General features: G+C 56.9%; 24 protein-coding genes and 1 tRNA gene. 17 read left to right on the forward strand and 8 right to left on the reverse strand.

The genetic code is table 11. The annotated features are described in order from the left end of the window. Window positions 1-89: 89 nt before the first annotated feature. The 6 genes from L888_RS0107240 to porQ all read right to left on the reverse strand — a co-directional run bounded on the left by L888_RS0107240 (window position 90) and on the right by porQ (window position 6,333). Entirely contained in the window at window positions 90-365 is a 276-nt protein-coding gene (locus L888_RS0107240) for a Txe/YoeB family addiction module toxin (RefSeq protein ID WP_005846181.1), read from the reverse strand. After that, on the reverse strand, window positions 362-604 hold the full coding sequence (locus L888_RS0107245) for a hypothetical protein (RefSeq protein WP_005846183.1): 243 nt from the start codon (window positions 602-604) through the stop codon (window positions 362-364). The genes L888_RS0107240 and L888_RS0107245 overlap by 4 nt, the downstream gene beginning before the upstream one ends. A 175-nt stretch (window positions 605-779) precedes the next feature. Further along, the gene (locus tag L888_RS0107250; protein WP_027952410.1) at window positions 780-3,683 is read right to left on the reverse strand and encodes a hypothetical protein; all 2,904 of its coding nucleotides are present in this window, start codon (window positions 3,681-3,683) and stop codon (window positions 780-782) included. Between the two features lie 228 nt (window positions 3,684-3,911). Then, complete coding sequence (locus L888_RS0107255) at window positions 3,912-4,166, reverse strand: hypothetical protein (RefSeq protein ID WP_027952411.1); 255 nt, start codon at window positions 4,164-4,166, stop codon at window positions 3,912-3,914. 457 nt (window positions 4,167-4,623) lie between these two features. Then, entirely contained in the window at window positions 4,624-5,316 is a 693-nt protein-coding gene (gene cmk / locus L888_RS0107260) for a (d)CMP kinase (protein ID WP_027952412.1), read from the reverse strand. 66 nt (window positions 5,317-5,382) lie between these two features. After that, a complete protein-coding gene (porQ, locus tag L888_RS0107265; RefSeq protein ID WP_027952413.1) occupies window positions 5,383-6,333 on the reverse strand; it encodes a type IX secretion system protein PorQ in 951 nt (316 codons plus the stop codon). Between the two features lie 107 nt (window positions 6,334-6,440). On the opposite strand from porQ, the gene L888_RS0107270 reads away from it, so the two are divergent. From L888_RS0107270 to L888_RS0107310, 9 genes are all read left to right on the forward strand, one after another. Further along, window positions 6,441-7,145, forward strand: coding sequence for an energy transducer TonB (locus tag L888_RS0107270; RefSeq protein WP_027952414.1), 705 nt, complete (start codon window positions 6,441-6,443; stop codon window positions 7,143-7,145). 4 nt (window positions 7,146-7,149) lie between these two features. Next, a complete protein-coding gene (locus L888_RS0107275; protein ID WP_027952415.1) occupies window positions 7,150-8,136 on the forward strand; it encodes a polyprenyl synthetase family protein in 987 nt (328 codons plus the stop codon). A gap of 13 nt (window positions 8,137-8,149) precedes the next feature. Further along, window positions 8,150-8,992, forward strand: coding sequence for a TatD family hydrolase (locus L888_RS0107280; protein WP_027952416.1), 843 nt, complete (start codon window positions 8,150-8,152; stop codon window positions 8,990-8,992). 81 nt (window positions 8,993-9,073) lie between these two features. Further along, a tRNA-Ser gene (locus L888_RS0107285) sits at window positions 9,074-9,161 on the forward strand. 42 nt (window positions 9,162-9,203) lie between these two features. Continuing rightward, window positions 9,204-10,043: a MotA/TolQ/ExbB proton channel family protein gene (locus L888_RS0107290; protein WP_027952417.1), complete on the forward strand. Its 840-nt coding sequence runs from the start codon at window positions 9,204-9,206 to the stop codon at window positions 10,041-10,043. Further along, window positions 10,040-10,549 (forward strand): hypothetical protein, encoded by a 510-nt coding sequence (locus tag L888_RS0107295; RefSeq protein ID WP_027952418.1) that lies wholly within the window; start codon window positions 10,040-10,042, stop codon window positions 10,547-10,549. The genes L888_RS0107290 and L888_RS0107295 overlap by 4 nt, the downstream gene beginning before the upstream one ends. After that, entirely contained in the window at window positions 10,546-11,106 is a 561-nt protein-coding gene (locus L888_RS0107300) for an ExbD/TolR family protein (RefSeq protein ID WP_027952419.1), read from the forward strand. Before L888_RS0107295 ends, L888_RS0107300 begins: the two co-directional genes overlap by 4 nt. Next, window positions 11,103-11,573, forward strand: coding sequence for an ExbD/TolR family protein (locus L888_RS0107305; RefSeq protein WP_005846204.1), 471 nt, complete (start codon window positions 11,103-11,105; stop codon window positions 11,571-11,573). Before L888_RS0107300 ends, L888_RS0107305 begins: the two co-directional genes overlap by 4 nt. A 91-nt stretch (window positions 11,574-11,664) precedes the next feature. Continuing rightward, on the forward strand, window positions 11,665-12,168 hold the full coding sequence (locus L888_RS0107310; protein WP_005846208.1) for an Lrp/AsnC family transcriptional regulator: 504 nt from the start codon (window positions 11,665-11,667) through the stop codon (window positions 12,166-12,168). Between the two features lie 203 nt (window positions 12,169-12,371). On the opposite strand, the gene L888_RS0107315 is transcribed toward L888_RS0107310, so the two are convergent. Together L888_RS0107315 and L888_RS0107320 are read right to left on the reverse strand one after the other, a co-directional pair. Beyond that, entirely contained in the window at window positions 12,372-12,839 is a 468-nt protein-coding gene (locus L888_RS0107315; protein WP_027952420.1) for a dihydrofolate reductase, read from the reverse strand. Then, window positions 12,829-14,307, reverse strand: coding sequence for a methyltransferase RsmF C-terminal domain-like protein (locus L888_RS0107320; RefSeq protein WP_027952421.1), 1,479 nt, complete (start codon window positions 14,305-14,307; stop codon window positions 12,829-12,831). Before L888_RS0107320 ends, L888_RS0107315 begins: the two co-directional genes overlap by 11 nt. Window positions 14,308-14,413: 106 nt before the next feature. On the opposite strand from L888_RS0107320, the gene L888_RS0107325 reads away from it, so the two are divergent. From L888_RS0107325 to L888_RS0107360, 8 genes are all read left to right on the forward strand, one after another. After that, the gene (locus L888_RS0107325) at window positions 14,414-15,028 is read left to right on the forward strand and encodes a DUF6249 domain-containing protein (RefSeq protein ID WP_027952422.1); all 615 of its coding nucleotides are present in this window, start codon (window positions 14,414-14,416) and stop codon (window positions 15,026-15,028) included. Next, window positions 15,028-15,564 carry an RNA polymerase sigma factor gene (locus L888_RS0107330; RefSeq protein WP_005846217.1) on the forward strand — a complete coding sequence of 179 codons (537 nt, stop codon included), beginning with the start codon at window positions 15,028-15,030 and terminating at the stop codon, window positions 15,562-15,564. Before L888_RS0107325 ends, L888_RS0107330 begins: the two co-directional genes overlap by 1 nt. Window positions 15,565-15,716: 152 nt before the next feature. Further along, a complete protein-coding gene (locus tag L888_RS0107335) occupies window positions 15,717-16,088 on the forward strand; it encodes a DUF5056 domain-containing protein (RefSeq protein WP_044248918.1) in 372 nt (123 codons plus the stop codon). Between the two features lie 241 nt (window positions 16,089-16,329). Next, entirely contained in the window at window positions 16,330-17,400 is a 1,071-nt protein-coding gene (locus L888_RS0107340) for an agmatine deiminase family protein (protein WP_027952424.1), read from the forward strand. A gap of 27 nt (window positions 17,401-17,427) precedes the next feature. Further along, window positions 17,428-18,309, forward strand: a complete 882-nt coding sequence (locus tag L888_RS0107345) for a carbon-nitrogen hydrolase (RefSeq protein ID WP_027952425.1) — start codon at window positions 17,428-17,430, stop codon at window positions 18,307-18,309. A gap of 302 nt (window positions 18,310-18,611) precedes the next feature. Continuing rightward, window positions 18,612-20,960, forward strand: a complete 2,349-nt coding sequence (locus L888_RS13475; protein ID WP_052323287.1) for a glycoside hydrolase family 95 protein — start codon at window positions 18,612-18,614, stop codon at window positions 20,958-20,960. Between the two features lie 176 nt (window positions 20,961-21,136). Continuing rightward, window positions 21,137-24,187 carry a SusC/RagA family TonB-linked outer membrane protein gene (locus tag L888_RS0107355; RefSeq protein ID WP_027952426.1) on the forward strand — a complete coding sequence of 1,017 codons (3,051 nt, stop codon included), beginning with the start codon at window positions 21,137-21,139 and terminating at the stop codon, window positions 24,185-24,187. Between the two features lie 72 nt (window positions 24,188-24,259). Beyond that, complete coding sequence (locus L888_RS0107360) at window positions 24,260-25,882, forward strand: RagB/SusD family nutrient uptake outer membrane protein (protein ID WP_027952427.1); 1,623 nt, start codon at window positions 24,260-24,262, stop codon at window positions 25,880-25,882. Window positions 25,883-26,060 lie beyond the last annotated feature (178 nt).

A 26,060-nucleotide genomic window follows, 5' to 3' on the forward strand; every position in this document is an offset into this window, starting at 1 on the left:
AACACCATCCGAGGGGAAAAACAGCCGTCCCTTACTCCTTGCAGGGAATGAGGGACGGAAAAAGAGGTCGTGGGCGCCTCGGCTCGGGGCTATTTGTCGCCGTAGTGCCCTTCCACTTCGAGCACCATCACGCTCACGGTGTCGTCGTGAATGTCGTAGATGATGCGGTGGTGGGCGGCGATGCGCCGGGAGTAGGTCATTTGGTTGCCTCCAACCAAAGGCTCGGGATGTCCGAGCCCTGTGCGCGGATGCCGAACAATCTCATTGAGAATGGCTGTCAGCTTCCTGTGCATCTGAGGATCGGACTTAGCCCATTTCTCAATCGTCTTTCGGGCGATCTTGGAGAAATCAATTTTATAACTCATAGTGCTTCAAGCCATGCGTTCATAGCCTCGGCAGTTTCAAAGTGGAGCGTTTCGCCCTTTCTGTACTCCTCCCTTGCCTTGTCCAGTTTGGCTTGCAGCTCGGGCGAAATGCCCTGCTTGTGCGTGGTTGGCCTGTCGTCCACTTTAACAGAGGGGATAAGCCCCTTTTCGCGCAGATAGTTCACAAGCCCGCGGCCTTCCTTGGTTCTTTCGTTAATGTGAATTGTGTAAGTTGCCATACCTTTTTCATTTAATGTTTGCTTCTCGTGGCAAATATACCGATTTTCCGTGAAACGGCAAAGCCGAATGCGGTTTTTCTCCCTCTGTGTTGTCTCAATGTGTCAAAGAACGCTGGTATTTCAGCGGGCGGCCTTGTAGTCGCCCGGAGTAAACCGAATGAATCAAATCATCAGATTATTCTGCCACGGGCCGCACTGCAAGGGCGTGCGAACGAGTGGAGTCATGAATCGGATTCATCTTGTTTGGTTCGAAGCTTGAACAGCAACTATAGTCCAGGGAGCTGCATGGAACGGCCGACCAATAGTAACAGTAGTATCCCACAGCTGACAACAAACCGTAGCTGTAGGCGCGAAAGCCTGAAGCAGGGATGAAGATAGTGTTCGTGCCACTGTGCGACCTGAAAGTCCAACCCTCGTCAAAGCTGCCCTCGACGTTGAACTCAGATGGGGTATAGGTTCCCTGGCCTGTGGTGGTAAAGCCCGAGAAAGCATTGCTTGCCGGCATCTTCAGCCCAGCAGGGCAAGGGTCATAGATGGTCTTGACGACAGTGTTGTCGTTCCACCAGTTGGATACCTCCGTGTTCTTGGCAGACCAGAGGTTGAAGTAGGTGGCATTGCACCAATCGTAATAATGAGGACTAGTCTGAGCGTTTATGAACATTTGCCCAGGATGCTGGATGGCGTAACCGATGGAACGACCGCCGGGGGTGCCGTCGAAAGAGTAGCTACCGTCGGCGATGGCATCAGTACTAGGCGTGGCATCCTTGCGGCCCCACTGATAGAGCGTAGAGCCGAACTTCTTTTCGTCCCTGCCAGGAGTCTGGGTGATGGTAATGGTACCTGACTGCTTGACGGCAGGGGAACCGTTGGGGATGGTCTGTTCCACCTTGATGCGCACTGCGCGAGTCTTGCTGCAGGTAGAAACCTCCCACCTGTAGTAGACGAGGCCCAGCGTCTGTTGGGTGAAGCTGTAGGTCTTGTTCTGATAGTTGACCATCGGGATGGTGTTAAGCTCCTCAGACTTGGCAAACCACAGGTGCCACGACCATACGACCGTACCGCCCTTGGTAACGGCAATGACAGCGTTGCCATTCTTAATCTTATCTTGTGGCACGCGGAAGTGGACGAAAGCGTTCGTCCCGCTACCCTCAATGCCGAGGCTGCTGGCCTCAACGATGCCGCTCTGGTCGGTCCAAACAATCTTGGCATCGTCGGGGGCATTCACACCGCCGTTGGTTTGGGTTATCCATGGGGCGGTGATATCTTGATCGTTATGATCCTTGAAGTGATAGAGATTCACATCAGTACCATAGTACATTACAGGCGCAGAGGGACCTGTGTAGGAATCAGGATTGTCGTGCCCGTTCTTGATGGCGTTGCCGTAGACCAAGGGAATTTTATAGTAGCCGGGGGCTGAGATGAGATAGGAGTTGGCGGTATTGCGTGCAGTCGGATTACCTTTGTAATCGTGTGTAGACAGGTCGTAGTAACTGCTGGCTGTTCCCTTGGCATTAGCATCGTGCAGAACCTTGTTGTAGGCGGCGAGTTTATCGATGAAAGATGTTTGTATGGTGGCAATACCACTTTCACTCCAAGTCGTTCCGTTGCCCTCCTTTACGGGCAGCTCATCAAGCCATTCGGGTTTTGTATCGCTAAGGGGTGACCAAGTAGTACCGCCGTCGGTGCTCTCCTGATAGCCCACGACTTTCCATGCCACAGCCTGCTGTGTGCCGTCGGGGGCCTGACGGTAGCTCTGCACGCTGTACCAGCCAGCATCGGTCTGGTTGTATGGCACGGGTCCGAGTGTCGGGGTGACGTTCAGCGTGTACTGCCAGTTGCTGTTGGTGTTGCTGATCTTGTAGGTCTTGGTGGTACCGGGCTTCCAGCTTCCGGTGAGCGTGACGCTGATTTCGGTGCCGTCGGTGAAGTGGACATAGGCTTTCACGCCCTTGCCGGTGAGCGTCTGCGGTATCATGTAGAACGTGTAGTTGTCGCCGGGAGTTGTGTTGTTGTCGCCGGGCTTGCCCACGATGATGACGTTGGGGTTGGCCTTGGTGTTCACGCTGCAGGCCAGCGAGAATGTTCCGGTCGACGTGTAGTCGGGGTTCCACGCGGCGTCCGTGCCGTCGGCGTCGGTCGCCATGGTGTAGCGTCCCTTGCTCACGGCACCCCGTATCTCCACCTTGTCGATGGTCTTGTCCCACGAGAGGTTCTGGCCCACGGCGAAGCGCACGGCCGTGAGTGCATGGTGGAACTTGAGGTTGGTGGTGGGGGGCACACCGAACGAGGCATACTCCACCACGCCCGAGAATGTGGTCATGAGGTCTTTCTGGTCGGTCACGTTGGGCTCCACCTCGAAATCCACGTAGGGCGTGGAGGCATAAGTCTCGGGCGAGACGGCGAGCTTGGTGTAGCCCGCGGTCACCAACGGGGAGACGGCGTAGAACTTGCCGAAGTGGTGGCTGGTCCACGACCAATAGACAGGGTCTACGAGCGTGCCGTCGGGGTTGGTGTCCTTGTTGTAGAACCAGTTGGGCGTGGTGGAAAAGGACGTGGCGGTGGTGCCGCGGTAGCCGTAGGAAGAGAAGTGTCCCAGATATTTCAGTGTGGTGATGTTGGCGCGGGTGGCGGCTGTAGCCTCTTCCGTGCCGGCCGTTGCGGCTGCCGTCTGGGTGTCGTGTGCGTTGCTGCCCTGCTGCGTGGGGATGACGCCGGGCGTGGTGGTCTCGATGAGACAGAGGTCGGCTCCTGCAGCACCCTCAGCGGTGAGCTTCTGCGTGGTAAGGTCCTTGGGTGTGAGGTTCATCATGCCCAGCTGCTCGGTGAACGCTGCACGTGTCACGGGTACGCCCGGCATGGTCTTGGCGAACGCCGCCTGTGCGTCGTTCTGCGCCTCACTCACGTTGAAACTCACGGCGGCTCCCTTGTCGCCGCCATTCTTGTCATTGTCTTTGCCCAAATCCTCGTTGGCGCACGAAGTGAGGAAGAGCCCGCCGAATCCTGCGAGCCCTGCGAGGCATACACTCATGAACGCCGCCCTGCGGGCCCTGCGCTCCAGATATTCCTTGAATCTTATCATGGTTGTTGCTTGTTGTTTAATCGTTGTCTACTTGTCAGCTTGCTTGCTTTTCCTTTGCTTGCTGACTCCTTTGCTTGTTTTCTTAATGGTCTGCTTGTCTTAAGAGTGGCTCCATTCCTGCTTCTCCTTTTCTCCGCGTCTCTGTGTGGGAGCTACACGAGTATGGCTCACGCAGAGGCGCAGAGGAAAGGAGGGATCGCGACAGCACCTTTTACTCTTTTACTTTTATCACTCTTCCCACGCGTCCCAGACGGTGGACTTTTTGGCTCCGGAGATTTCCGTATCGTCGTCATCCTCCACTGGGCCCTCGATGCTGACGCTACCTTTATTGCCTGCCGGTCCTCCACCTCCGGGCTGAACCGCCGGACTGCCGGCCAGGATGGTGTTTTCGTTCTCCACGGCGACGACCTCGCAGTTGGGACAGACATAGGGCTGCCTGTGCTTGTCTTGCTCATTTTTCGTTTTCATGTTTATATGCTTCATTTTAGTTTGGATTTAACATGCTTTTTGAGTGCTTAAAAGCTGCTTATTTCCCTTTTCGCCCAGCTGCAAAAAGGGCACGAAAAGTGGGGCAAAGGAAACTCCGGGGAGTCCTTTGCCTATTGGGGTTGCGCGTGGTTCGCCTCGCGCGCGTACGCGTGAGTGTTTTAGAGGGAGGTAGTAAGTCTGGCTCTTAGAGAGAGAGAGAGAGAGAGAGAGAGTAGCAAATTATTTGGAACTACCAAACAATTCGACGAAAAATTTGCAGGAAAATTCATCTTTCCCTGCCGCTCTTCGCGCTCGCTCGTATATGGATGTTGTGGGTACATATATTTAAAATCCACTGCAAAGGTAATGAAAGTTTGTGAGACGGACAAGAAAAAAGAGTAAAAAGGTAAAAAAGTATAAAAGTAAAAGGGGAAGGAGAGAGGGCGATTTCCAGAGAAAGTGCATGTGGGTGCTACTGGCGGCATGCACTTTCAAACTGCTGCATGAGCCAGGCGTTCTGCTCGTCGATGCTGATGTGGCTATTGTCGAGTTCGATGGCATCGTCTGCTTTCTTCAGCGGAGACACGTCGCGATGGGTGTCGATATAGTCGCGCTGCTGCACGTTGGCCAGTATTTCGGCCAAGTCGGCCGGCTGCCCTTTGGCTTTCAGCTCGTCGTATCGGCGCCGGGCACGTACTTCGGCCGAGGCCGTCACAAAGATTTTCAGCTCGGCATCGGGGAATACGGTCGTGCCGATGTCGCGTCCGTCCATCACCACGCCCTTGTCTCTCCCCATCTGTTGCTGCTGGGCCACCAAGGCCTCGCGCACGAAAGGGATGGCGGCAATGGGGCTCACGTGGCTGCTTACCTCCATGCCGCGAATCTCGCGCTCCACGCATTCGCCGTTCAGATAGGTATCGGGGCGACCGGCTTCAGGGTTGAATTTGAAGCTGATGCGTATCTCGTTCATGCGTCGTTCCAGTGCTTCGGCCATCACACTCCCGTCCTCACGGAACAGCCGGTTGCGCAGGGCGAAGAGCGTTACCGCGCGATACATCGCGCCCGTGTCTACGTAGACATATCCTATTTTCCGGGCCAGGTCTTTGGCCATGGTGCTTTTGCCGCACGACGAGAAGCCGTCGATGGCTATTGTGATTTTCTTCATTGTTGGTGTGTTTGTCTTTGTGTGCAATATGATCCTTATATAATAATAGGTGTAGCCGGCCGCACTTCAGAGGCGGTAGCCCAGGTTCAGCACCACGCTGGAGCTCGACACGTGGTATTTGCCATAGGCCAAGTTGAGCTTGAACCGCTCCAGATTGAGTCCTGCGCCCAGCGAGAGCCCGGCCCCGTGGCTGCTACTTTTGCCCTCGGTGCCCGTTATCTTCATTTCGTTGGCCCGCCGGCAGTTGTATCCGCCGCCTATCCAGAAAGTCTCCGTGAGCAGAATCTCGCCGCCCACCACCACGTGGTTAATCATCTTGTAATCCAGATGATTCAGGTCCACCACCGTGGCCGATACTCTGAAAGGCGTGCCCACAAACCGCTTGCTCACGCCCAGCTGCACGTCGAGCGGCATGTGTTCGTAGTTCTCGTTGTAGGCCTTGAGCTGTCCGCCCAAGTTTTTGGCCACCAGCGAGACCGACCATTCGTGGTCGGGGTCGAAATAGTTCAGTCCCAGATCCACGCCAAAGCCGATGGAGTTGTAGTTGCCGATGTACGAGTTGACGAGCCGGGCCGAGATGCCGCCGGCAAACCGTGTGCCGAGCATGTACGAGAAATATCCGGCCACGGCCATGTCGCGGGCCGAAAATTCGCCCGTCTGTACGTTGTTCTCGTCCACCTCTTTCATCTTGCCGTAGTCCACATATTGTCCCGACACGGCCCACGAGGCCCGCTCTTTCACCACGCGGCTGAAGCTGGCGCTGGCCGTGCTGGCCCCCGACATATAGTTCATGTAGTTCAGCCCGATGGCCTTGTCGGTCACCGATGAGAGCAGGGCCGGGTTGTGGAACATCAGCGCTCCGTCGTCCTCCACAAGGGTCACGTTGTCGCCTCCCAGTGCCGCGGCATGTGCGCTTACGGGCAGCCGCAGGAAGTTGTATGCGGTCTGGCTCTCGTCCTGCGCCTGGGCGGCGAGGGCGGCGAGAAACAGCAGGAAGGCTATGGCGGCTTTTTCCATCGTTTTTTTCTAATTGTTCGGCAAAGATACTTCTTTTTTAAAGAATTGCTGTAAATTTGCAAGGCGATTTCGCCTAAATAACGACGGCGGGCGTAGAATATTGCGACATGGAAACGAAGAAGAGTGACAGGGCCAATTTGGAGAAGCGGCGGGCCGAGGGATTCTTGCTCGGGCTGGTGCTGGCATTGGCTCTGCTGTTTGCCGCTCTGGAGTACACGTCGCGCCCCGACGGCCCCGACCGTGACGAAGATCAGTTCGACGACCTCACGGAGGAGCTCGACCTCACCCCCGCCGTCGATGCCAGAGACATGATTTCGGCGGCTCCGGCCCCCGCCTCCAAGGCACTCACGGAACGGGTGAAGGCCGTGGACCATGCCACCGATGCCGCCGACCGCCTGGCGCCCATCACCAGTAAGCTGGTCATTGGCGACGGCGAGGGGCTGGCTCGCGACGCCAATGTCACCGAGGCTCTGCCGCAGATGCCCGTGCCCCAAGACTCTGATGTGGTGCGCACGGTGGAGCAATTGCCCGAGTTTCCCGGTGGCATGGTGGCTTTCATGAAGTGGCTCACGCACAACCTCCATTACCCCGTCCAGGCCCAGCAACAGCGCATTGAGGGCAGGGTGGTGGTCTCTTTCATCGTCAATAAGGACGGTTCCATAGCCAGTCCCAAGGTGGTGAAGTCGGCCGACCCCCTGCTCGACAGCGAGGCCCTGCGCGTCATCCGGATGATGCCCCGCTGGAAACCGGGCATTCTCGACGAGAAGCCTTGCCGTACGATGTTTGCCATTCCCATCAACTTTAAGATTTAATGATATGACTAACCCCGTTTGTTCTGCCGACGAAATCCTATTGCAGGTGAATCAGTTCATCGACCGTTTGGGTTGCGACCGCAAGCCCGAGGGCCTGTATGCTCCCGTAGACTATGCGCTGTCCATGGGCGGCAAGCGCATCCGCCCCACGCTGATGTTGCTGGGCTACAACCTCTTTGAGGACCATCCCGAGCGCATCCTGATGCAGGCGGCGGCACTGGAGACCTACCACAACTACACGTTGCTGCACGACGACCTCATGGACCACGCCGACCTGCGGCGCGGCCACGAGACGGTGCACCGGCGGTGGAATGCCAATCAGGCCATCCTCTCCGGCGACGCCATGCTGGTGCTGGCCTATCAGCGCATGGCCTCCTGCCCGGAAGACAAGCTCCCCGCCGTGCTCCGACTCTTCAGTCAGACGGCACTGGAAATCTGCGAGGGGCAGCAGCTCGACATCGACTTCGAGACGCGCAACGACGTGGGCGAGGACGAGTATATCGAAATGATTCGGCTCAAAACCAGCGTGCTGTTGGCCTGTGCCTTGAAGATTGGAGCCATTCTGGCCGGTGCGTCGGCCGAGGATGCCGACAACCTGTACAAGTTTGGCGAGCAGATGGGGCTGGCTTTCCAGCTCCAGGACGACTATCTCGACGTGTACGGCGACCCCAAGGTCTTCGGCAAGGCCATCGGCGGAGACATTGTTTCCAACAAGAAGACCTACATGCTCATCAACGCCTTCAACCGGGCCACGCCCGCACAGCGCGCCCAACTCACCCGTTGGGTCGAGGCCACGCACTTCGACCGCGAGGAGAAGGTGCGAGCCATGACGGTTCTCTATAATAAAATAGGTATAGACCGGCTGGCCCAGGAAAAGATGCTCTACTACTTTGACGAGAGTAAACGCTACCTCGATGCCGTGGGTGTGCCAGCCGAGCGCAAGCTGGAGCTGCGTGCTTATGCCGGCCGCATGATGAAGCGCAAGTATTAATCCCCATCCATTCATGATTCCATTCATCGACACCCACGCCCACCTCGACGGCGAAGAGTTTGGCGACGACCTGCCCGAGGTGGTGCAGCGGGCCCGCGCGGCCGGTGTCGGGGCCATTCTGGTGCCCGGCATCGACGACAGTTCTGTGGACTCCGTGATGGCCGTGTGCCGCCGGTTCCCGGGCTATTGCTACCCCATGATAGGGCTGCAGCCCGAGGAGGTGCGGCCCGGTTGGGCCGACGTGCTGGCCCGGATGAAGCGGCGGCTTGAGGCCAATCTGCAGGCCGAGGCCGACACACCCCTGCGCTATGTCGCCGTGGGCGAGTGCGGACTCGACTTCTATTGGAGCCGCGAGTTCGAGCGCGAACAGCTTGCCGCTTTTGAGCGGCAGGTGGAATGGTCGGTGGAACACCGGCTGCCGCTGATGATTCATTGCCGCAAGGCGCAGAACGAGATGCTGCACCTCATGCGTCCCTACGCTGCACAGCTGCCCGGCGGCGTGTTCCATTGCTTCACGGGCAACCCGCGCGAGGCCGAAGATTTCCTGCAGTTTGACGGGTTCTGCCTGGGTATTGGCGGCGTGTCTACCTTTAAAAGCAGCCACCTGCGCACCGACTTGCCGGCCGCTGTGCCCCTCAATCGCATCGTGCTGGAGACCGACAGCCCCTACATGGCTCCCGTGCCGCATCGGGGCCAGCGCAACGAGAGCGCCCTCTTGGTGCACGTGCTCCGCACGCTGGCTGCGAGCTACGGCGTGCCTGACGACGAGGTGGCCCGCGTCACCAATGCCAATGCAGCCCGCCTCTTTGGGGGCTCCATTGTTCGCGATTTTGGGCAAATCATTAAAGAAACATAAAATAATCTGCAATTGAATGGTATTTAAACGAAATATCATACTTTTGCACTCGCAATTCAAAATTGCCGATCAAACACAAAGGGAAAGATGCTCGAGTGGTTGAAGAGGCACGCCTGGAAAGCGTGTATACGCCAAAAGCGTATCGGGGGTTCGAATCCCCCTCTTTCCGCGTTTGAGGTAATTGCGTTTTCTGAACTAATCCCGCGCAGAGATGAAACATTTGATTCAGCGTCTCACCATCGTTTTCTTTTTCTTTCTTAGCTTCTCGTTCGTGCAGGCCCAAGCTGTGTCTTCGTCTCAAGCCAAGCCCGACACGGCTGCCCATGCGGCCGACCTTGACAGTGCTGCAGCCGAGCAACTGCTCGACGACGGCATGGCCGCCGCCGACACCGCCGTGGCCCCCGTCGAGAGTCAAGGCTTCTACAAGTCGCTGAAGACCAAGTTTATCGAGGGCAATGCCGGCTTCATGTCGCTCGTGGCACTGGCTCTGGTGCTGGGTTTGGCGTTCTGTATTGAGCGCATGATCTACCTCAGCCTCTCCGAAATCAATGCTAAACGGTTCATGCGCGACCTCGATCGGCATCTCATGGAGGGCGATGTCGAGGGGGCCAAGACGCAGTGCCGCGAGACGCGTGGCCCCGTGGCCTCCATCTGTTATCAGGGGCTGGAGCGCATCGACGAGTCGATAGACAACGTGGAACGCTCGGTGCAGAGCTACGGTTCGGTGCAGAGCGCCAATCTGGAAAAGGGCTGTTCGTGGATCACGCTGTTCATTGCCATGGCCCCGTCGCTGGGATTTCTGGGCACGGTGATAGGCATGGTGATGGCGTTCGACCAGATTCAAACCGCCGGCGACATCAGTCCGACGATCGTGGCCTCCGGCATGAAGGTGGCACTGATAACCACCATTTTCGGTATCATCGTGGCCCTCATCCTGCAGATTTTCTATAATTACATCCTCTCAAAGATAGACCATCTCACGGCGCAGATGGAGGAGTCGGCCATCACACTGCTCGACTCCATCATGAAATACAAGCTCAAACGCGCATGAAGAAACAATCGGATAACTGGCGGCAGTGGCCCGCGGAGAGGCTGTCCATCCGCCTCTTCTACGCGCTGGTGGCGGTGATCGTGGTGGTTTTCGCGCTGTTTTGGCTGGTGGGTTTCGACCGGCCGTTCGACAACGACCCCAATTTCAACGCCCCGCTCCTGGCCGATGCCGTGCTTGTGCTCATGGAGCTACTGCTGCTTGGCGCCGTCGGCTTCATCGCGTGGTCGGTGGCACACGTGCTCCGTGTGCGGGGCAAGGCCGACCGACTCGACAACAACATTCCCACGAAAAGGATAGGCTATGGCATCATTGCCGGCGTGGCGGTGCTCATGGCAGTGGGATTCCTGGCCGGCTCTTCGGCGGAAATGACCGTCAACGGGCTGCGCTATGCCGACACTTTCTGGCTGAAAGCCTCCGACATGTTCATCTTCACCTCGCTGGTTCTGATGGTTGCAGCCGTCGGAGCCGTGGCGTATGGTGCCACTAAATACGTTCGTAGGAAATGAGGTTCCGCCATCGTCAGCACAGCGTTCCGCAGCTCAACACCACGTCGACGGCCGACATTTCGTTCATGCTGCTGATATTCTTCCTCGTCACCACCAATATGGACGTGGACAAGGGACTCGCGCGCCAGCTCCCTCCGCCCGAGCGACAGGAGCGGCAGGAGTCGGTCGTGGACAAGGGCACGATGCTGGAACTGACGCTCACGGCCGACAACCGGCTGCTTGCCGACGGCCGCCCCATGCCCGTGTCGCGGCTCCGCGCGCGCGTCGAGGCGTTTGTGACGCAGGTGGGCCCCCGGCACCTCATCAAGGTGCAGGCGGATCCCGCGGCCAGCTACGACGCCTATTTTCAGGTGCAGAACGCGCTGGCGGCGGCCTATCGACGGCTGCGCAACGCCGAGGCCCGCCGTCTCTACGGCCGCGACTATGCAGAGCTCTCACCCCAACAACGCGACCACGTGAGGGACCTCTGCCCGCAGCGCATTGCCGAGCCCTACGACAATAGTGCCGCTGAGCCCGTCTCTGCCTCCGCCGCGGCCGGGAAAGGAGGCCGCCCATGAGCCTGTTTCGCCGCCGTCGGCACGAGGTGCCGGGCCTGAACACGGCCTCGCTGCCCGACCTGATCTTCACCGTTCTCTTCTTCTTCATGATTGTAACGCACATGCAGAAGGTGGCCGTCAAGGTGCAATACCGCACTCCACAGGGCACGGAGCTTACTCGGCTGACCAAGAAATCGGCCGTGACCTATATCTACATCGGCCGTCCCACGCCCAGCCTCCAGCGAGCTGCCGGGCAAGAAACGCGCATCCAACTGAACGACAAATTCGCCTCGCCGCAGGACGTGGCCGACTATGTGGCAGCCGAGCGCGACCGCATGTCGCCCGAGGACCAGCAGCAGATGACAGTCTCCATCAGGGCCGACCGCGACACGCGCATGAGCGTCATCGCCGACGTGAAACAAGCCCTGCGACAGGCCAAAGCCCTGCGTATCAGCTACTCGGCCGTGGAACGGAAAGGCCGTAAATGACGTTTTGCAATGTCATTCTATCATTAAAATAATCTAAATAGTTGCGATTCAGAATTATTTTTACTACCTTTGCGGGCAAATTAACAGTAATATGGCACGTCATCAGTTAGATAATTTAGACAAGAAGATTCTGAAATTGGTCGTCGCCGACGCCCGAATCCCGTTTCTGGAAGTGGCTCGCGCCTGCAACGTAAGCGGGGCGGCGATTCACCAACGCATACAAAAGCTCATCAAATTGGGCGTTATCAAGGGGTCGGAGTATATCGTCAACCCTGAGAAAATAGGCTATGAAACCTGTGCCTACGTGGGGCTCTATTTGCAGGATCCGTCGAGTTTCGACGACGTTGTAGAGAAACTTCGCCAGATTCCGGAGGTGACGGAGTGTCACTATACCACGGGCGGATACGACATGTTTATCAAGATTTACGCCCGCAACAACCATCACATGCTCAACATCATCCACGACAAGCTGCAGCCGCTGGGGCTCTCGCGCAGCGAGACCATCGTGAGCTTCAATGCCGTCATCGACCGCCAGCTGCCTATTCTTGACGAGGAACCAGCCGAGGCCGACGACGATTCGGCCGACGACGAGTAGGCTGTTCCGACGCGGATTCCCCATACAGGGCCACGCTTTCTTCTGCACCATGGGGCAGACGGGGGCGTGGCCCTGTTGCGTTTGCGGCGCAACGGCCGTGCGATGACACCGTAAAGGCCACGCGAAAACAGTGTAACCGCATCGCGATTACGCCGTCATGGTTTTGCGTAAACGGCTGTTTTCGAGCTGGATGGCGGCGCAGACTAAACCCTTTCGTAGTCTACGAACGTGAAGCCGGGGCGCTGTTCGCGGCGCACGATGCGCCAGTCGGCGGCGACAATCTCGGGAAACCAGGCGTCGGCCAGGGCGGGCTCGGCATCGACGTGGGTGAGATAGAGCCTGTGGGCCAGGGGCAGTGTCTGCCGGTAGAGGCTCTCGCCGCCAATCACCATCACCTCGTTCTCGCCCCCGCAAGCCGCCAGTGCTGCCTCCAGCGAGGCATACACCTCGCAGCCCGGCAGCGACGGCACGCTGCGGCTGAGCACAATGTTGCGGCGGTGGGGCAGGGCGCCGTGGGGCAGCGACTCGAAAGTCTTGCGCCCCATGACGACGGCATGGCCCAGCGTGAGGGCCTTGAAACGGTGCAGATCTTCGGGCAGGTGCCAGAGCAATTGCCGGCGGAAGCCGATGGCCCGGTTGGCGGCCAGGGCGGCAACAAGGCTAATCGGCATGGGGGCGGCACGTTGGGGCGGCCAGGGCGGCGAGCACGTTGACGGGCGTGTCGGGCAGATGGCTGCTCTTGATTTTCCATTCTTGAGGGTAGAGATTGTTGGCCCGGCCGCCCAGATTCTTGGCAAAGCCCAGCGCGTGGCCGCGGCAAGCGATGACCACGAGGCCGCGCGGCGTGTCGGGCGGTAGCGTCACCGCCTCCTTGCGCAGGTAGGCAACGGCCGTGGCATAGTCCACTTCGGCCCGCGGAAAAGCGTCGGAGCGCAGCGCAGTGGAGAGGGCCAGCGAGGCGTGGGGCACGAGATCGCGGCCTTTCTGCACGCCCAGCGTCACGCCGGCATGAAGCACGTGCAGCTGCCGGGCAGCACGCTCGTAGAGCGTGTGCCAGGCTGCGGGAACGGCCAGCCGGATGCCTCGCAGGTCGGTGGGTCGGAAGTCGCCCTCGAGCCATGCCTCCACGGGGGGCAGTGCGGCTGGTGCGTTCGCCTTGTTGCGGCGGTCGGGTTGCTTGCGGGCTGCCGGTTTGCGGGCTGGGCCGGCGAGTTGGGCAAGCGCCCCCTCGCTCTCGCCATGCTTGCGCAGGGCGGCCATGAAGAGGCCCTCGCCGCGCGTCTTGCCCGGGATGAAACGGCACACAGGCTCCCGCCCGACGAGCGCCCCGGTGATGTTCCACTCCGGGCGCGTGGGGATGTCCATCACGTCGGCCCCCAGCTGCCGGGCTATCCAGTCCACGTTCTCCTCATTCTCCTCGGCGTTGAACGTGCAGGTGGAGTAGACGAGCAGACCGCCTGGGCGCAGGGCGGGCCACACATCCTCGACGATGGTGCGCTGCAGCTGCCGGCACTGGGCCACGTGCTGCCGGCTCCAGGCCCCGACGGCTCCCTCGTCCTTGCGGAACATGCCCTCGCCCGAGCAGGGCACGTCGGCCAGAATCACGTCGAACAGCAGTCCCGACCGGCCGTAGTCGCGCGGAAAATTATGGGTCACCACCGTGTCGGGGTGGCCGAATTTCTGCACGTTCTCGGCAAGGACGCTGGCCCGCAGCCGCACGGGCTCGTTGGCAAAGAGCAGGCTGCCCGGAGGCAGCACGGCGCGGGCCGCGGTGGATTTGCCGCCCGGGGCCGCGCAGAGGTCGAGCATCAGCACCGGCGTGGGCGCCAATTGGCGCAGCACATGAGCCACAAACATCGAGGCGGCTTCCTGCACATAGTAGCAGCCGGCATGGAGAAACGGGTCGAAAGTGAAGTTGGGCCGGCCGGCCAAATAGCGGCCCTCGGCACACCAGGGCACGGCATCAGCGCCCGGTCGGAGGGTGTCGGCGCGGGCCGACGGGCCGGTGGCAGAGGTCTTGAATGGGTTGAGACGGATGCTGACGGGCGGTTCGGCCGCCAGCCCCTGGCGCAGCGTGGCGTAGAGGGCGTCGCCCATGAGGCGGCGCGTGTCGGCCTCGAAATCCTGGGGTAAAGTCATGAAAACGGTGGTTTTGACGTTGCAAAAGTAGAATATTTTTCGTTATTTTGCAACTAAACCCCTGCCTCTTTCGTCCAAAACGCAGAAATTTGAAAAGAAAGAAACGATGAAACAAGTATTCATAGCATTGGCATTGATGCTTACTCTCAATGCCGGAGCGGCCGGTGTGAAGCCGCAACACCGCCACCACACACCGACCGAACTGGTGGACAGCACGGCCAAAGACGGCATCGAGGCCTACTCGGACACCACGTCGGCACCCGCCGGCGAGGAGGATTCCACCTACACGTCGACAGCCTACGACTTGGGGCATGATGCCGATTCGGACGTTCACGACCTCTTTCTGCGGCTCGTCGGCGGCACCATCGGCGTGGGCGGCGTGGTCATCGCCATCCTCATCATCCTGGCTCTGCTGGTCTTCGCCCTGGCCCCGTTCATCTTGTTGGTGCTCTTGCTGAAGTATCTCATCAACCGGCACAACAGTAAAGTGTCGCTGGCCGAGAAGTCGATGGAGACCGGTGTGCCCATCCCCGACGAGCTCAAGCCGGCCCCGACCGACTCGCCGGGCTATTATAAGCGGAAAGGCATCATGAACATTGCCGTCGGTGTGGGCCTCACCCTGATGTTCTCCGTCTGGGGGTCGGACGTGCTCGTGGGCGTCGGGCTGCTCATTGCATGCCTTGGCGTGGGGCAGCTGGTCATAGCCAAGACAACGAAATAGTGGACCGGATAGAAGACATTGGTCTGGTAACGCAGGTGGCCGTGTTCCACAATCGGCGCGCGTTCGACAAGCTGACGAGGGAGTACCAGTCGCCCGTGCGGCGGTTCTTTCTCGGTCAGACCCTCGGCGACACGCAGTTGAGCGACGACCTGGCACAGGACACATTTGTGAAAGCCTACACCCACATCGGACAGTTCCGGGGGCAGTCGTCTTTCCTGACGTGGCTCTTCCGCATTGCCTACAATGTTTTCTATGACTACACGCGGGGCCTTCGGCCCACGTCCGACCTGGACACGCCCGCCGTGACCGGGCGCAGCGGCGGCAGCGGCGACGGCAGCCTGCGCATGGATCTCTACGATGCGCTGCAGCTGCTCAACGACAACGAGCGCAGTTGCGTGACGCTGCAACTCATGGAGGGGCAGCCCATCGAGAAGATTTCAGAGATTACGGGCATGCCCCAGAACACGGTGAAAAGCCACCTTTCGCGAGGTAAAAAGAAGATGGCTACATTCTTGAGGGCCAACGGGTATGGATAGTTGGGCTGTAGTTCTGCTGGAGATTCCGACCTCCGTGCAGTGGCTTCCAAAAACCAAGACGGTATCATCTTCAAACGAAGACAGGGCCCTTTTAAAACCAGGACGGTGACTTTTTAAAATGAGGAACGCGTCTTTTTAAAATCAAGACAGTGATGGAAACAAACGAGAATACAAGAATGGAAGATGCTCGGGCCGACGATGAGCTGCTGATGCGCTTTTTCAGTGAGGCCCGGTGCGACCTGCCCGACGACGGATTCACCGACCGCGTGATGCGTCGTCTGCCGCGTCGGGTGCGCCGAATGAACCAGCTCTGGACCACGCTGTGCGCCGCTGCCGCCATGGCCCTCTTCCTATTGTTCGACGGTGTGGCCGATGTGCGCATCCTCATCAGTCGTATGCTGGGCGATGCCGCCGGCTATTTGTCGTCGGTGAGCCTGGGCGGTCTGCCGCCGTTGGCCCTGCTGACCACGCTGGTGCTGCTGGTTGTGGTGGCTCTGTGCAACTGGCGGCCGAGCACTTTATAGAGTGTATCACGGTGCGGAATGGGGCCGGACGGGCCATGGAGAAATGCCATTTGGAGCTACCCAAGGCGTTTCCGGATGTGGAATGCGGGGAACATGTGGTTATGCCCAACCATTTTTACATCTGTGATCTGCGGCACGACAGGATGATTTTCACGGCGAACAACGGAGAATTACAAGATAATTGCGTAATTTTGCAACCCTGCGAAAGTGCAGCATTCGCCTATTTAACAACGAAAACAGCATGCCCAACACCCATCCCTCCCGCATCACCCTGCCCGCCGAATGGGCTCCGCAGAGTGCCATTCAGCTCACATGGCCCCACGCCGCCACCGACTGGAAGCCCTATCTGCAAGCCATTACGGCCACCTTCGTGGAGTTGGCGCGGGAGATTGCACGGCGGCAGAAGCTGGTAATAGTGTCGCCGGAGGCGGAAAAAGTAAGGGAATTGCTTCTGAAAGAACTGGGCGAGGCTTTGATGCGCAACGTGCGCTTTTGCACCTGTGCCACCAACGACACCTGGGCACGCGACCATGGGGCCATCACGCTCTGCGCTGCAGATGCCGCGGCCGACGGCCGGAGGGAGTGCCGGCTGCTCGATTTCAAGTTTAATGCCTGGGGAGAGAAGTTTGCCTGGCGTGCCGACAACGACATCAACCGGCAGCTGCTGGCCTCGGGACTGCTCCATGGCACCATGGAGAACCACAACGACTTCGTGCTCGAGGGCGGCTCCATCGAGAGCGACGGGCAGGGCACCATCATGACCACTACGTCGTGCCTGCTGGCTCCCCACCGCAACCAGCCACTCACTCAGCCGGACATTGAACGGCGGCTGAAGCGCGTGCTTCATGCCGAACAGGTGGTTTGGCTCGAGCATGGAACCCTCATTGGCGACGACACCGACGGCCACATCGACACCATCGTTCGGATGGCCCCCGACGATACGCTGCTCTATGTGGGCTGCGACGACCCGGCCGACGAGCATCATGCCGACTTTGCGGCCTTGGAAATGCAGCTGCAACGCCTTCGCACCATGGCCGGCCGGCCCTATCGGTTGCTGCGGCTGCCCATGCCCCGAGCCATGTACGACGGTGGCGAGAGGCTGCCGGCCACCTATGCCAACTTCGTGATTCTGAACGGAGCAGTCATTGTGCCCACCTATCGGCAGCCCGACAACGACCGGAGGGCCATGGAAATCATCGGCGAAGCCTTTCCCGACCGGGAACTGATAGGGATGGATGCTTCCACCGTGGTGCGCCAGCACGGCTCGCTCCACTGCCTCACCATGCAATATCCGGCGGGTGTCGTCGACTAAACCATAACCTCACATTCAACACCAGACATGGAACTCAAGATTGGAATACTGCAACAACAGAACAGTGCCAGCGTGGAAGACAACGTGAACCGGCTCTCGGCCGGCGTGGCCCGGCTGGCCCAAGAGGGTGCGCAGCTCATTGTGTTGCAAGAACTGCACAACTCGCTCTACTTCTGCCAGACCGAGAACGTGGATCTGTTCGACCTCGCCGAGCCCATCCCCGGGCCCTCAACCGAGCACTTCGGCCGGTTGGCGCGGCAACACGGAGTGGTCATCGTGACATCACTCTTCGAGCGGCGGGCCGCAGGCCTCTACCACAACACGGCCGTGGTGCTGGAGAGAGACGGGAGCATCGCCGGCAAATACCGCAAGATGCACATCCCCGACGACCCCGCCTACTACGAGAAATTCTATTTCACGCCGGGCGACCTGGGCTTTCGTCCCATCCAGACCTCGGTGGGGCGGCTGGGCGTACTCGTGTGCTGGGACCAGTGGTATCCCGAGGCTGCCCGCCTGATGGCCCTGCAAGGTGCCGACCTGCTGATTTATCCCACGGCCATCGGCTACGAGTCGAGCGACACGCCCGAGGAACAACAGCGGCAGCGCGAGGCTTGGACCACCGTGCAGCGGGGCCATGCCGTGGCCAACGGGCTGCCCGTGGTGACGGTGAACCGGGTGGGGCAGGAGCCCGACCCCAGCGGCCAGACGGGCGGCATCCGGTTCTGGGGCTCCAGTTTTGTGGCCGGGCCGCAGGGCGAACTGCTCTGCCGGGCCTCCGATTGTCGGAAAGAGGGCCGCGTGGTCAGCGTGGATCTGGGCCGGGGTGAGCAGGTGCGCCGCTGGTGGCCTTTCCTGCGCGACCGCCGCATTGAGGCCTATGGCGACATCACTCAAAGATTTATCGACTGAAAGGCTCCTTTCCGTTTTATCACTTTCCTGCCCCGTCGCACGGCGATGCCGCGAAACTGTTTGCCCGCATACTGTCCGGCGGGGCAGTATGTGCCCGCTCGTCCATAGCGTCGCGGGCGGCTGCAGAGGCGCGGGTGCCGACGGCCGGAACGCCACATGAAATCCATGTTCCCGTTTCTTGTAATATAAAGAATGTCGAAAAAAAGGTGTCTGCGACATATCTTGTATTTTCTGTTTTAAATGTGTTGCGGCGCATTCGGTCCATTCCATTAATTTTGCAATACCTAAATGAATGACAGAAAATGTGTTGCAAGATTAAAAACCTATTGGTGTCGGCCATGCTGCTGGCCTGCTTTTCGCCGGCCATGGCCGGGACAAGACACTATGTGCTCAATTACGACAAGCCGTCGTCCAAGTGGATGGGGGCCTTGCCGATGGGCAATGGCAGACTGGGAATGATGGTTTATGGCGGCTATGACACGGAAACCATCGCCCTCAACGAGGTGACGCTGTGGTCCGGACAGGAAGATCCCGACGCCAACAACATCTGCGGGCCCGAGAAATTGAAGGAAATGCGCGAGGCTTTCTTTGCCGGCGATTTGGCCAAGGGCAACGAACTCGGGTGGAAATATCTCAGCGGACACGGCAAGAGCTTCGGTACACACTTGCCCTTTGGCGATGTCAAGTTGAAATACCTGAACGCCTCTGGCACGGTGAGCAACTACAAGCGCACGCTCAATATGAACGACGCCGTTGCCACTGTTTCCTTTCAGAGAAACCAGATTGCGTACACGAATGAGTATTTCACGAGCAATCCCGACGAGGTGTCGGTGGTGAGACTGTCGGCCAACAAGAAGCAGAGCATCTCTTTCAGGCTGTCCATGGACATGCTTCGCCATCATAGCATCACGGCTTCCGACTATTCCTTGGACATCTTGGGCGACGCCCGATTCGACAAGAATGGTGCCGGCGGCGTGAAGTTCCGCGGGCTGGTCCGCGTCCTGCCCAAGGGCGGGAGCGTCAGTCACGACGCAAGTTCCATTACGGTGAAAGATGCCGACGAAGTGGTTGTCCTGGTGGATATTCGCACCGATTTCCAGTGTCCCGACTATCAGACGAGGTGCGACAAAACGATACGTGAGGCTGCAACCAAGTCGTACGCCGTCTTGAAGAAAAACCACATGGCCGACTTTTCCCGGATTTTCTCCCGCATGGACATAGACTTGGCCGGCAATCTGCAGGCAGACAACAAGACCGAAACCCTTTTTGAAGCCGCCCGCAAGGGAAGTCCGTCGGCGGCCTTTGACGCCTTGTTCTTCCAATACGGCCGTTACATGCTGATTTCTTCCTCCCGCGAGAACTCGCCGTTGCCGGCCAACCTGCAGGGAATATGGAACGACAACCTGGCTTGCAACATGCCCTGGACCTGCGACTATCACCTCGATATTAATATTCAGCAAAACTATTGGTCGGCAAATATTGCCAATATGGCCGAGACCAACGTGCCGCTTTTCAAGTATTTGGAACTCTTGTCCAGGTATGGCCATGAGACAGCTCGCAGGATGTATGGCTGCGATGGCTGGGTGGCCCACACTATAAACAATGTGTGGGGCGACACGGCCCCCGGCGGCGGCGTGGGCTGGGCCATGAATGTGTCGGCAGGAGCTTGGATGGCCACCCACCTGTGGACGCACTATGACTTTACGCAAGACAAGGAATGGCTTCGCAGGCAAGGCTACTCTCTCATCAAGCAGACGGCCAAATTCTTCGTGGACTACATGGTGAAAGACCCCAACACAGGCTATTTGGTCACGGGGCCGAGCATCTCTCCCGAGAATGGATTCAGGGCAGCCGATGGGCGAGACTATTCCCTTTCGATGATGCCGACGATAGACCGGGCCGTGGTGTACGACATCTATCAGGCCTGTATCAAGGCCAGCAACATCTTGGGCGTGGACGCCGATTTCCGCGCAAGGCTGCAAAAAGACATTCGGCTATTGCCTCCTTATAAAATAGGTAAGGATGGTACGCTCAACGAATGGCTTCTCGACGTGAGCCGTTCCGACATGTCACACCGCCATGCCTCCCACCTCCTTGGCCTCTATCCGTTCGGCGAGATCTCTCCGGAGCGCAGCCCTGATTTGGCGAAGGCTTGCGAAACGTTTCTCGACAGGCAAACCCGCCATGGACAATGGGAGGATACGGAATGGACCCGCGGCAACATGATTAATTTCTATGCCCGCCTGAAGAAACCGGCAGAGGCTTACGAATCGTTGGTGGGGCTCTACAAAGTGTTTATGCGTGAGAACTTGATGACGGTCTCTCCGGCGGGTGTCGCCGGGGCGGAGGAAGACATCTTTAGTTTTGATGCCACAGAGGCTGCCGTGTCGGGTGTCTGCGAAATGATATTGCAGAGCTACGATGGTTGTCTCGACTTCTTGCCCGCACTGCCTGAAAATTGGAGAAATGGCAGTATCAAGGGCATTTGCGCCAGAGGAGGTATCGTGGCCGACATTTCTTGGAAAGACGGCAAAGTCGTGGAGGCCTCCCTCAAAAGCAAGGCAGACCAGGGAGTGCGCTGCAGGATTAATGGTGCATTCAGGGATTTCCAACTGAAAGCAGGGAAGACGTTGAGCATTCAACAGAAATAAAATCGTAAGCATGTGGCAGAGACAAGAATATTTGTCGGTGCAGACTGACAATGGCACAGATATTTCATTCTCTGCAACATTTCGACTTGGAGAATCATGGAAAAGTTCGTAATATTGCAGCATCGTTATAGCCAATAACAATAAAACCTCTATTCGTTAATAACAAAAGCCTAAATATGAAGTATTTTAGATTATCATGGTTGATGCTTTTTGTCCTCTTTGCAGTGGGCGTTCAAGCACAAGAAATGACCATTAAGGGTGTGGTGACAGATGCTTATTCCGAACCCATTGTCGGAGCAACTGTCAAGGTGGACAATTCCTCTTTGGGCACCGTAACCGACGTGGACGGGGCCTTTACCATTCGGGCCAAGGATGGTGGGACGCTCTCCGTTTCCTATATCGGTTACGATACCCAGAAAGTGAGGGTTGCGGGAACCAGCCTGCGGGTGGTGCTCAAGGAAAGCGTGAGTTCTCTTGACGAGGTGGTGCTTGTGGGCACCATTATGAAAAAGAGCGACCTGACGGGGGCTGTTGTCGGTGTGAATGCCCAGACGCTCAAGGAACGCCCCGTCACCAACGTCAATGAGGCCTTGCAGGGCAAGGTGGCCGGTGTGTTCATCAGCACGCCGACCCGTCCCACCGACGATGCTTCCATCCGTATTCGAGGCATCAATACCATCAACGGCTCCACGGATCCCATCTATGTTGTGGACGGCTTGGTGATGGACAACAGCTATTCTGGTTTCAACGCTGTCAACTTGAACGACGTGGCTTCCATCGAAGTGCTGAAAGATGCTTCGGCTACGGCTCTCTATGGCTCTCGTGGATCCAACGGTGTCGTGGTCATCACCACCAAGAAAGGAGCCAAAGGCGAGGGCAAGGTGACCTACGACGGATGGTTTGGTGTGCAGACTTATGCCAGCACGCCTAAGACGATGGGGACAAAGGATCTCTTTGAACTCCGCAGGGAGGCTTACGTCAATGGTTTCAAACAGATCCATCCAAACGGGAATGTGGAGGAGTATGTCAACAACACCGTGATGGGCAGCAACAAAGTGTTTGCCGACTATGAATTTGAGGCTTACAGGAACAACGCCAACAGTGACTGGCTCAAAGCTGTGGATCGTACCGGTTTCCAGCAGAACCACATGGTCAGCTTCTCCAATGGTTCGGACAAGGGCAACTACTATCTGAGCGTGGGCTATACTGACAGCAAGGGGATGATAAAGAAGAGTGAGCAGAAAAAATATACGGCCCGCATCAATGCAGACCAGATGATCAAGACCTGGCTGAAGGTGGGTACCAATACTTCTTTTACTCGCACGGAGAACTCCTTGGTGGATGACGGCGTGATGAATCGTGCCCGTAGCGCCAATCCGATGTTGGCAGTCGACGAGACCATCCAGACCTTGAACTGGCAGGGGGTGTTCGACCAGAACAATTTCAACCCCATTCGTTCCCTGCAAGTAGACAACGACTTGAAGTACAATCGTCTCTTGTCTTCCAACTACATCAACATAAACCCTATCAAGGGTTTGAACTTGCGCTCGACGTTCTCCATCGACTACGCCTACAAGCAGCAAAATGTCTTTACGCCAAACAACATCTATGAGAGTGAGCGGTATGGGACTCAGGGCGAGGCCAGGGACAATAGAGACGCACGCATGGTCTGGCAATGGGACAACTCCCTTTCCTACGACTTCAATATCAGCCAGCATCATATCAATGCCATGGTGGGAACATCGGCGGCACGCACCAACTTCAGTTACCTGAACGGTTCCTCGCAGGGTTACGCTTCCAATCTCTTCGGCTATCACAACCTTGGTGCCGGCTACAAGCAGGACCAGCGTGGATTGGGCTCGGGCTTCTCGGAGAACACGCTGTCTTCCGTCATTGCACGTGCCACTTGGAACTATGCGAGCTGCTACATGTTGACGGCCACGGCACGGTTCGACGGCTCATCCAAGTTTGCAGAGGGTAATCGCTGGGGTACGTTCCCTTCTTTCTCTGCAGCATGGAACGCCAGTGAGGAGAAATTTGTAAAAGACTTGAACATCTTCTCGCAGTTGAAAGTACGCGTAGGCTATGGTATCGTGGGCAATCAGAACATCGACGATTTCACCTTCCTCTCGCTCTATAATCCCACATATAGTGGAAATATCGACAAGGGCTACACGTTCTCGTTTGTGAGCAACGGCCGGCGTGCCACTCCCAACATCAAATGGGAGAAGCAGCATCAGTTCAACTTCGGTCTCGACATGGGCTGGCTCGACAATCGCCTGCGCCTGACATTCGATGCTTTCTACATCAAGAACAAGGACCTGCTGATGAGCCACTCTCTGCCTACGACCACAGGTTTCACCTATACCGTGGAGAACATCGGCGCCATAGAGAACAAGGGAGTGGAACTAGCACTTGGCGCCACCATCATTCGTACCAAGGACGTGGAGTGGAACGTGAATGCTACGTTGTCTCACGACAAGAACAAGGTGACGAAACTTTATGGAAATACCAGAGTGGTGTATCATGTGGATAACGACCGTAACATCCAGAATGAGGGCAACCTCTTCATCGGCAAGTCTCGCAACACGCTTTACATGTGGCGTACAGGGGGCATCGCGCAGGCGGCAGACATGGAGCGTCTGAGTAAGATTAATTTTAATGGTTACAATGTAAACCCCGGCGACCTTTATCCTCTGGATGATAACCAGGACAACGAAATCGACCAGAATGACCGTGTCGTCATCGGTTCTACTGACCCCAAACTGTATGGTGGGTTCTCAACGGACGTAAGCTATAAGGGCTGGTCATTGAACGCGGTGTTCAATTATTCATACGGTGCCAAGAAGCTGAGTCCCTGGTACACGGGCTTGATAACCAGTGTCGGGACCAGCAATGCCTCTGTCGACTTGATGGATCGCTGGAGCGAAAGTAATACCGGGGCGAGATTCCCGCGTGTCATAACAGGAGTGGATTACAACCGTTACAATGCCGGCCAGATGGACTTTTGTGTGCAGAAAGCCTCTTTCTTGCGATTGTCGGCTTTGACTTTGGCCTACAATTTCGACAAGAGCCTTATACAGAAGCTTCATCTGTCCAATCTCAGACTCTACTTCACGGGTTCAAATCTCTTCTGTGTTACAGACTACAAGGGCTATGATCCGGAGACGGGCGATTGGTATCCGCCAACGAGGATGTTTACTTTTGGCATCAATCTCGCATTCTAAAAAGGAATGGCGTGAGTGTTATGGCTCATGTATCCTTCAATACAGAAAATAAAACCGATTAATTAAAGAATGATGAAAAAGTTGATTTACAATATAGCATTGGTAGGCGTGTTGCTCATGGGTACTGCTTCTTGCTCTGATTTCTTGGACGTGAAGCCAACTGGATCTCTGACCGAGGATGAGGTGTTTGCCGATATTAATAATGTGGAACCATTGGTAACGGGACTTTATAAAAGCTATAGAGGTTGCAAGGAAGGACGCAATGGCCTGATGTGTTCTCTCGGTACAGACGAGACGCAGCAGGGCAACTTCCAGCTGATTTCTTCGGGCGACCAGGCAGGCATGGACAAGTACAACGGACAGCTAAACCCTACGTCGACTCAGGTAAAAGCCATCTGGGACAACCGTTGGCCTGCCGTCACTTCGGCTGCCAAGGCCATTTATGCCCTCAAGCGCACGATCCCTTCGCCCAAGGCAACCCAGTTGATGGGCGAGGCCTGCTTCATGCGGGCCATGCTGATGTATGAGCTGACGATGTATTGGGGGCGCATTCCCATCATCGACATGGACAGAACCCGAGAACATGGTGGCGGCCCCCAACCGGAGAAAGATGTCTGGGAGTATATCCTGAGCGATTTTCAGGAAGCTGCCAATGACCTGCCGGCTTCCTATGACAACGAACCACAACGTGCCACCAAGGGTGCGGCACTCACCATGTTGGGCAGGGCATATATGTCGGCACCCCAGAGCACGGGACTTCGTGATTACCAAAAGGCGGACGAGTGTTTCCAGAAAGTAATGGGCATGGGGTACGAGTTGGTGGATCATTATGCCGACCTTTGGAAATATGACAACCCTAATACCAAAGAGTCTATCTTTGAGTTGCAGTTTAACACTAAGTGGCCTGATTGCAATTATTGGGAATTTGACATGGGATCGCGTGCCTGTGACTCTTGGTTTGGGCAGGGATGCTCGTTCTCCGGCTATGATTTCTTGCTTCCTACACCGTTTGCCAGAACCAAGCAGAGCGAGGGCGGACTTTGGGAAGAAGGGGACTTGCGGTTTGATGCCAGTATCCGTACAGACTTCACTTATTACACCAACAAATACTCTGGTGATGAAAACAAGTATGAATTTGTGACACCAGACTTGTCGAAGACTTCCTGGACAGGTACGACCGACGAGTTGGCACCACATATCAAGAAGTGGGAAGACTTTCGTACCGACTACCAGTCTGGCTTGGGCATCAACAATATGTGGAACTCTGGAAAGAACTATCCGATGATACGTTATGCGGATGTGCTTCTGTTGCATGCCGAATGCCTGAATGAGCTGGGACGTACTGCAGATGCCGTCAACCTGATCAACACAACCATTCGCAAGCGTGCCTTTGGTGGCACATTGCCATCTGACATGGCTTGGAATACAGGCATGAGCAAGGACGAGTGCTTCAACAAATTGATGGATGAACGTATGCGTGAGCTTTGCTTCGAGCAGTGGCGTCGCATTGACTTGATTCGTACGGGAAAATTGGTGGAGTTGACCATGAAACGCAATGAGTGGGCTAAGCAATCTGCCACCATGCAAGCGTTTCATGTGCATTATCCCATTCCTGATACAGAGATTAAAACCAATGAAGACTTTACTCCAAATGACCAAAATGAGGGGTATGCCAAGGACATTCAGACTAAATAGCTCCATTTCTGTTCAATAGGTTGATATATTTTTAATTAGATTAGGAGTTGGAGAGGATATGTCGAAGGAGAAAGACATATCCTCTTTTAATAAGAATTACTTCTTTGTCATACTAATGCTCTCAGTAAATTTCAAATCCAAGGGACAGTCAGGCCCTCATCAGCAAAACAATTTAAGC

This window comes from Hallella seregens ATCC 51272 (genome assembly GCF_000518545.1).
GTDB classification, from domain to species: domain Bacteria; phylum Bacteroidota; class Bacteroidia; order Bacteroidales; family Bacteroidaceae; genus Prevotella; species Prevotella seregens.

Coding starts and splice junctions, on each gene's coding strand:
- L888_RS0107240 (WP_005846181.1), bottom strand. CDS start 365: ATGAGTTATAAAATTGATTTCTCCAAGATCGCCCGAAAGACGATTGAG.
- L888_RS0107245 (WP_005846183.1), bottom strand. CDS start 604: ATGGCAACTTACACAATTCACATTAACGAAAGAACCAAGGAAGGCCGC.
- L888_RS0107250 (WP_027952410.1), bottom strand. CDS start 3,683: ATGATAAGATTCAAGGAATATCTGGAGCGCAGGGCCCGCAGGGCGGCG.
- L888_RS0107255 (WP_027952411.1), bottom strand. CDS start 4,166: ATGAAGCATATAAACATGAAAACGAAAAATGAGCAAGACAAGCACAGG.
- cmk (WP_027952412.1), bottom strand. CDS start 5,316: ATGAAGAAAATCACAATAGCCATCGACGGCTTCTCGTCGTGCGGCAAA.
- porQ (WP_027952413.1), bottom strand. CDS start 6,333: ATGGAAAAAGCCGCCATAGCCTTCCTGCTGTTTCTCGCCGCCCTCGCC.
- L888_RS0107270 (WP_027952414.1), top strand. CDS start 6,441: ATGGAAACGAAGAAGAGTGACAGGGCCAATTTGGAGAAGCGGCGGGCC.
- L888_RS0107275 (WP_027952415.1), top strand. CDS start 7,150: ATGACTAACCCCGTTTGTTCTGCCGACGAAATCCTATTGCAGGTGAAT.
- L888_RS0107280 (WP_027952416.1), top strand. CDS start 8,150: ATGATTCCATTCATCGACACCCACGCCCACCTCGACGGCGAAGAGTTT.
- L888_RS0107290 (WP_027952417.1), top strand. CDS start 9,204: ATGAAACATTTGATTCAGCGTCTCACCATCGTTTTCTTTTTCTTTCTT.
- L888_RS0107295 (WP_027952418.1), top strand. CDS start 10,040: ATGAAGAAACAATCGGATAACTGGCGGCAGTGGCCCGCGGAGAGGCTG.
- L888_RS0107300 (WP_027952419.1), top strand. CDS start 10,546: ATGAGGTTCCGCCATCGTCAGCACAGCGTTCCGCAGCTCAACACCACG.
- L888_RS0107305 (WP_005846204.1), top strand. CDS start 11,103: ATGAGCCTGTTTCGCCGCCGTCGGCACGAGGTGCCGGGCCTGAACACG.
- L888_RS0107310 (WP_005846208.1), top strand. CDS start 11,665: ATGGCACGTCATCAGTTAGATAATTTAGACAAGAAGATTCTGAAATTG.
- L888_RS0107315 (WP_027952420.1), bottom strand. CDS start 12,839: ATGCCGATTAGCCTTGTTGCCGCCCTGGCCGCCAACCGGGCCATCGGC.
- L888_RS0107320 (WP_027952421.1), bottom strand. CDS start 14,307: ATGACTTTACCCCAGGATTTCGAGGCCGACACGCGCCGCCTCATGGGC.
- L888_RS0107325 (WP_027952422.1), top strand. CDS start 14,414: ATGAAACAAGTATTCATAGCATTGGCATTGATGCTTACTCTCAATGCC.
- L888_RS0107335 (WP_044248918.1), top strand. CDS start 15,717: ATGGAAACAAACGAGAATACAAGAATGGAAGATGCTCGGGCCGACGAT.
- L888_RS0107340 (WP_027952424.1), top strand. CDS start 16,330: ATGCCCAACACCCATCCCTCCCGCATCACCCTGCCCGCCGAATGGGCT.
- L888_RS0107345 (WP_027952425.1), top strand. CDS start 17,428: ATGGAACTCAAGATTGGAATACTGCAACAACAGAACAGTGCCAGCGTG.
- L888_RS13475 (WP_052323287.1), top strand. CDS start 18,612: ATGTGTTGCAAGATTAAAAACCTATTGGTGTCGGCCATGCTGCTGGCC.
- L888_RS0107355 (WP_027952426.1), top strand. CDS start 21,137: ATGAAGTATTTTAGATTATCATGGTTGATGCTTTTTGTCCTCTTTGCA.
- L888_RS0107360 (WP_027952427.1), top strand. CDS start 24,260: ATGAAAAAGTTGATTTACAATATAGCATTGGTAGGCGTGTTGCTCATG.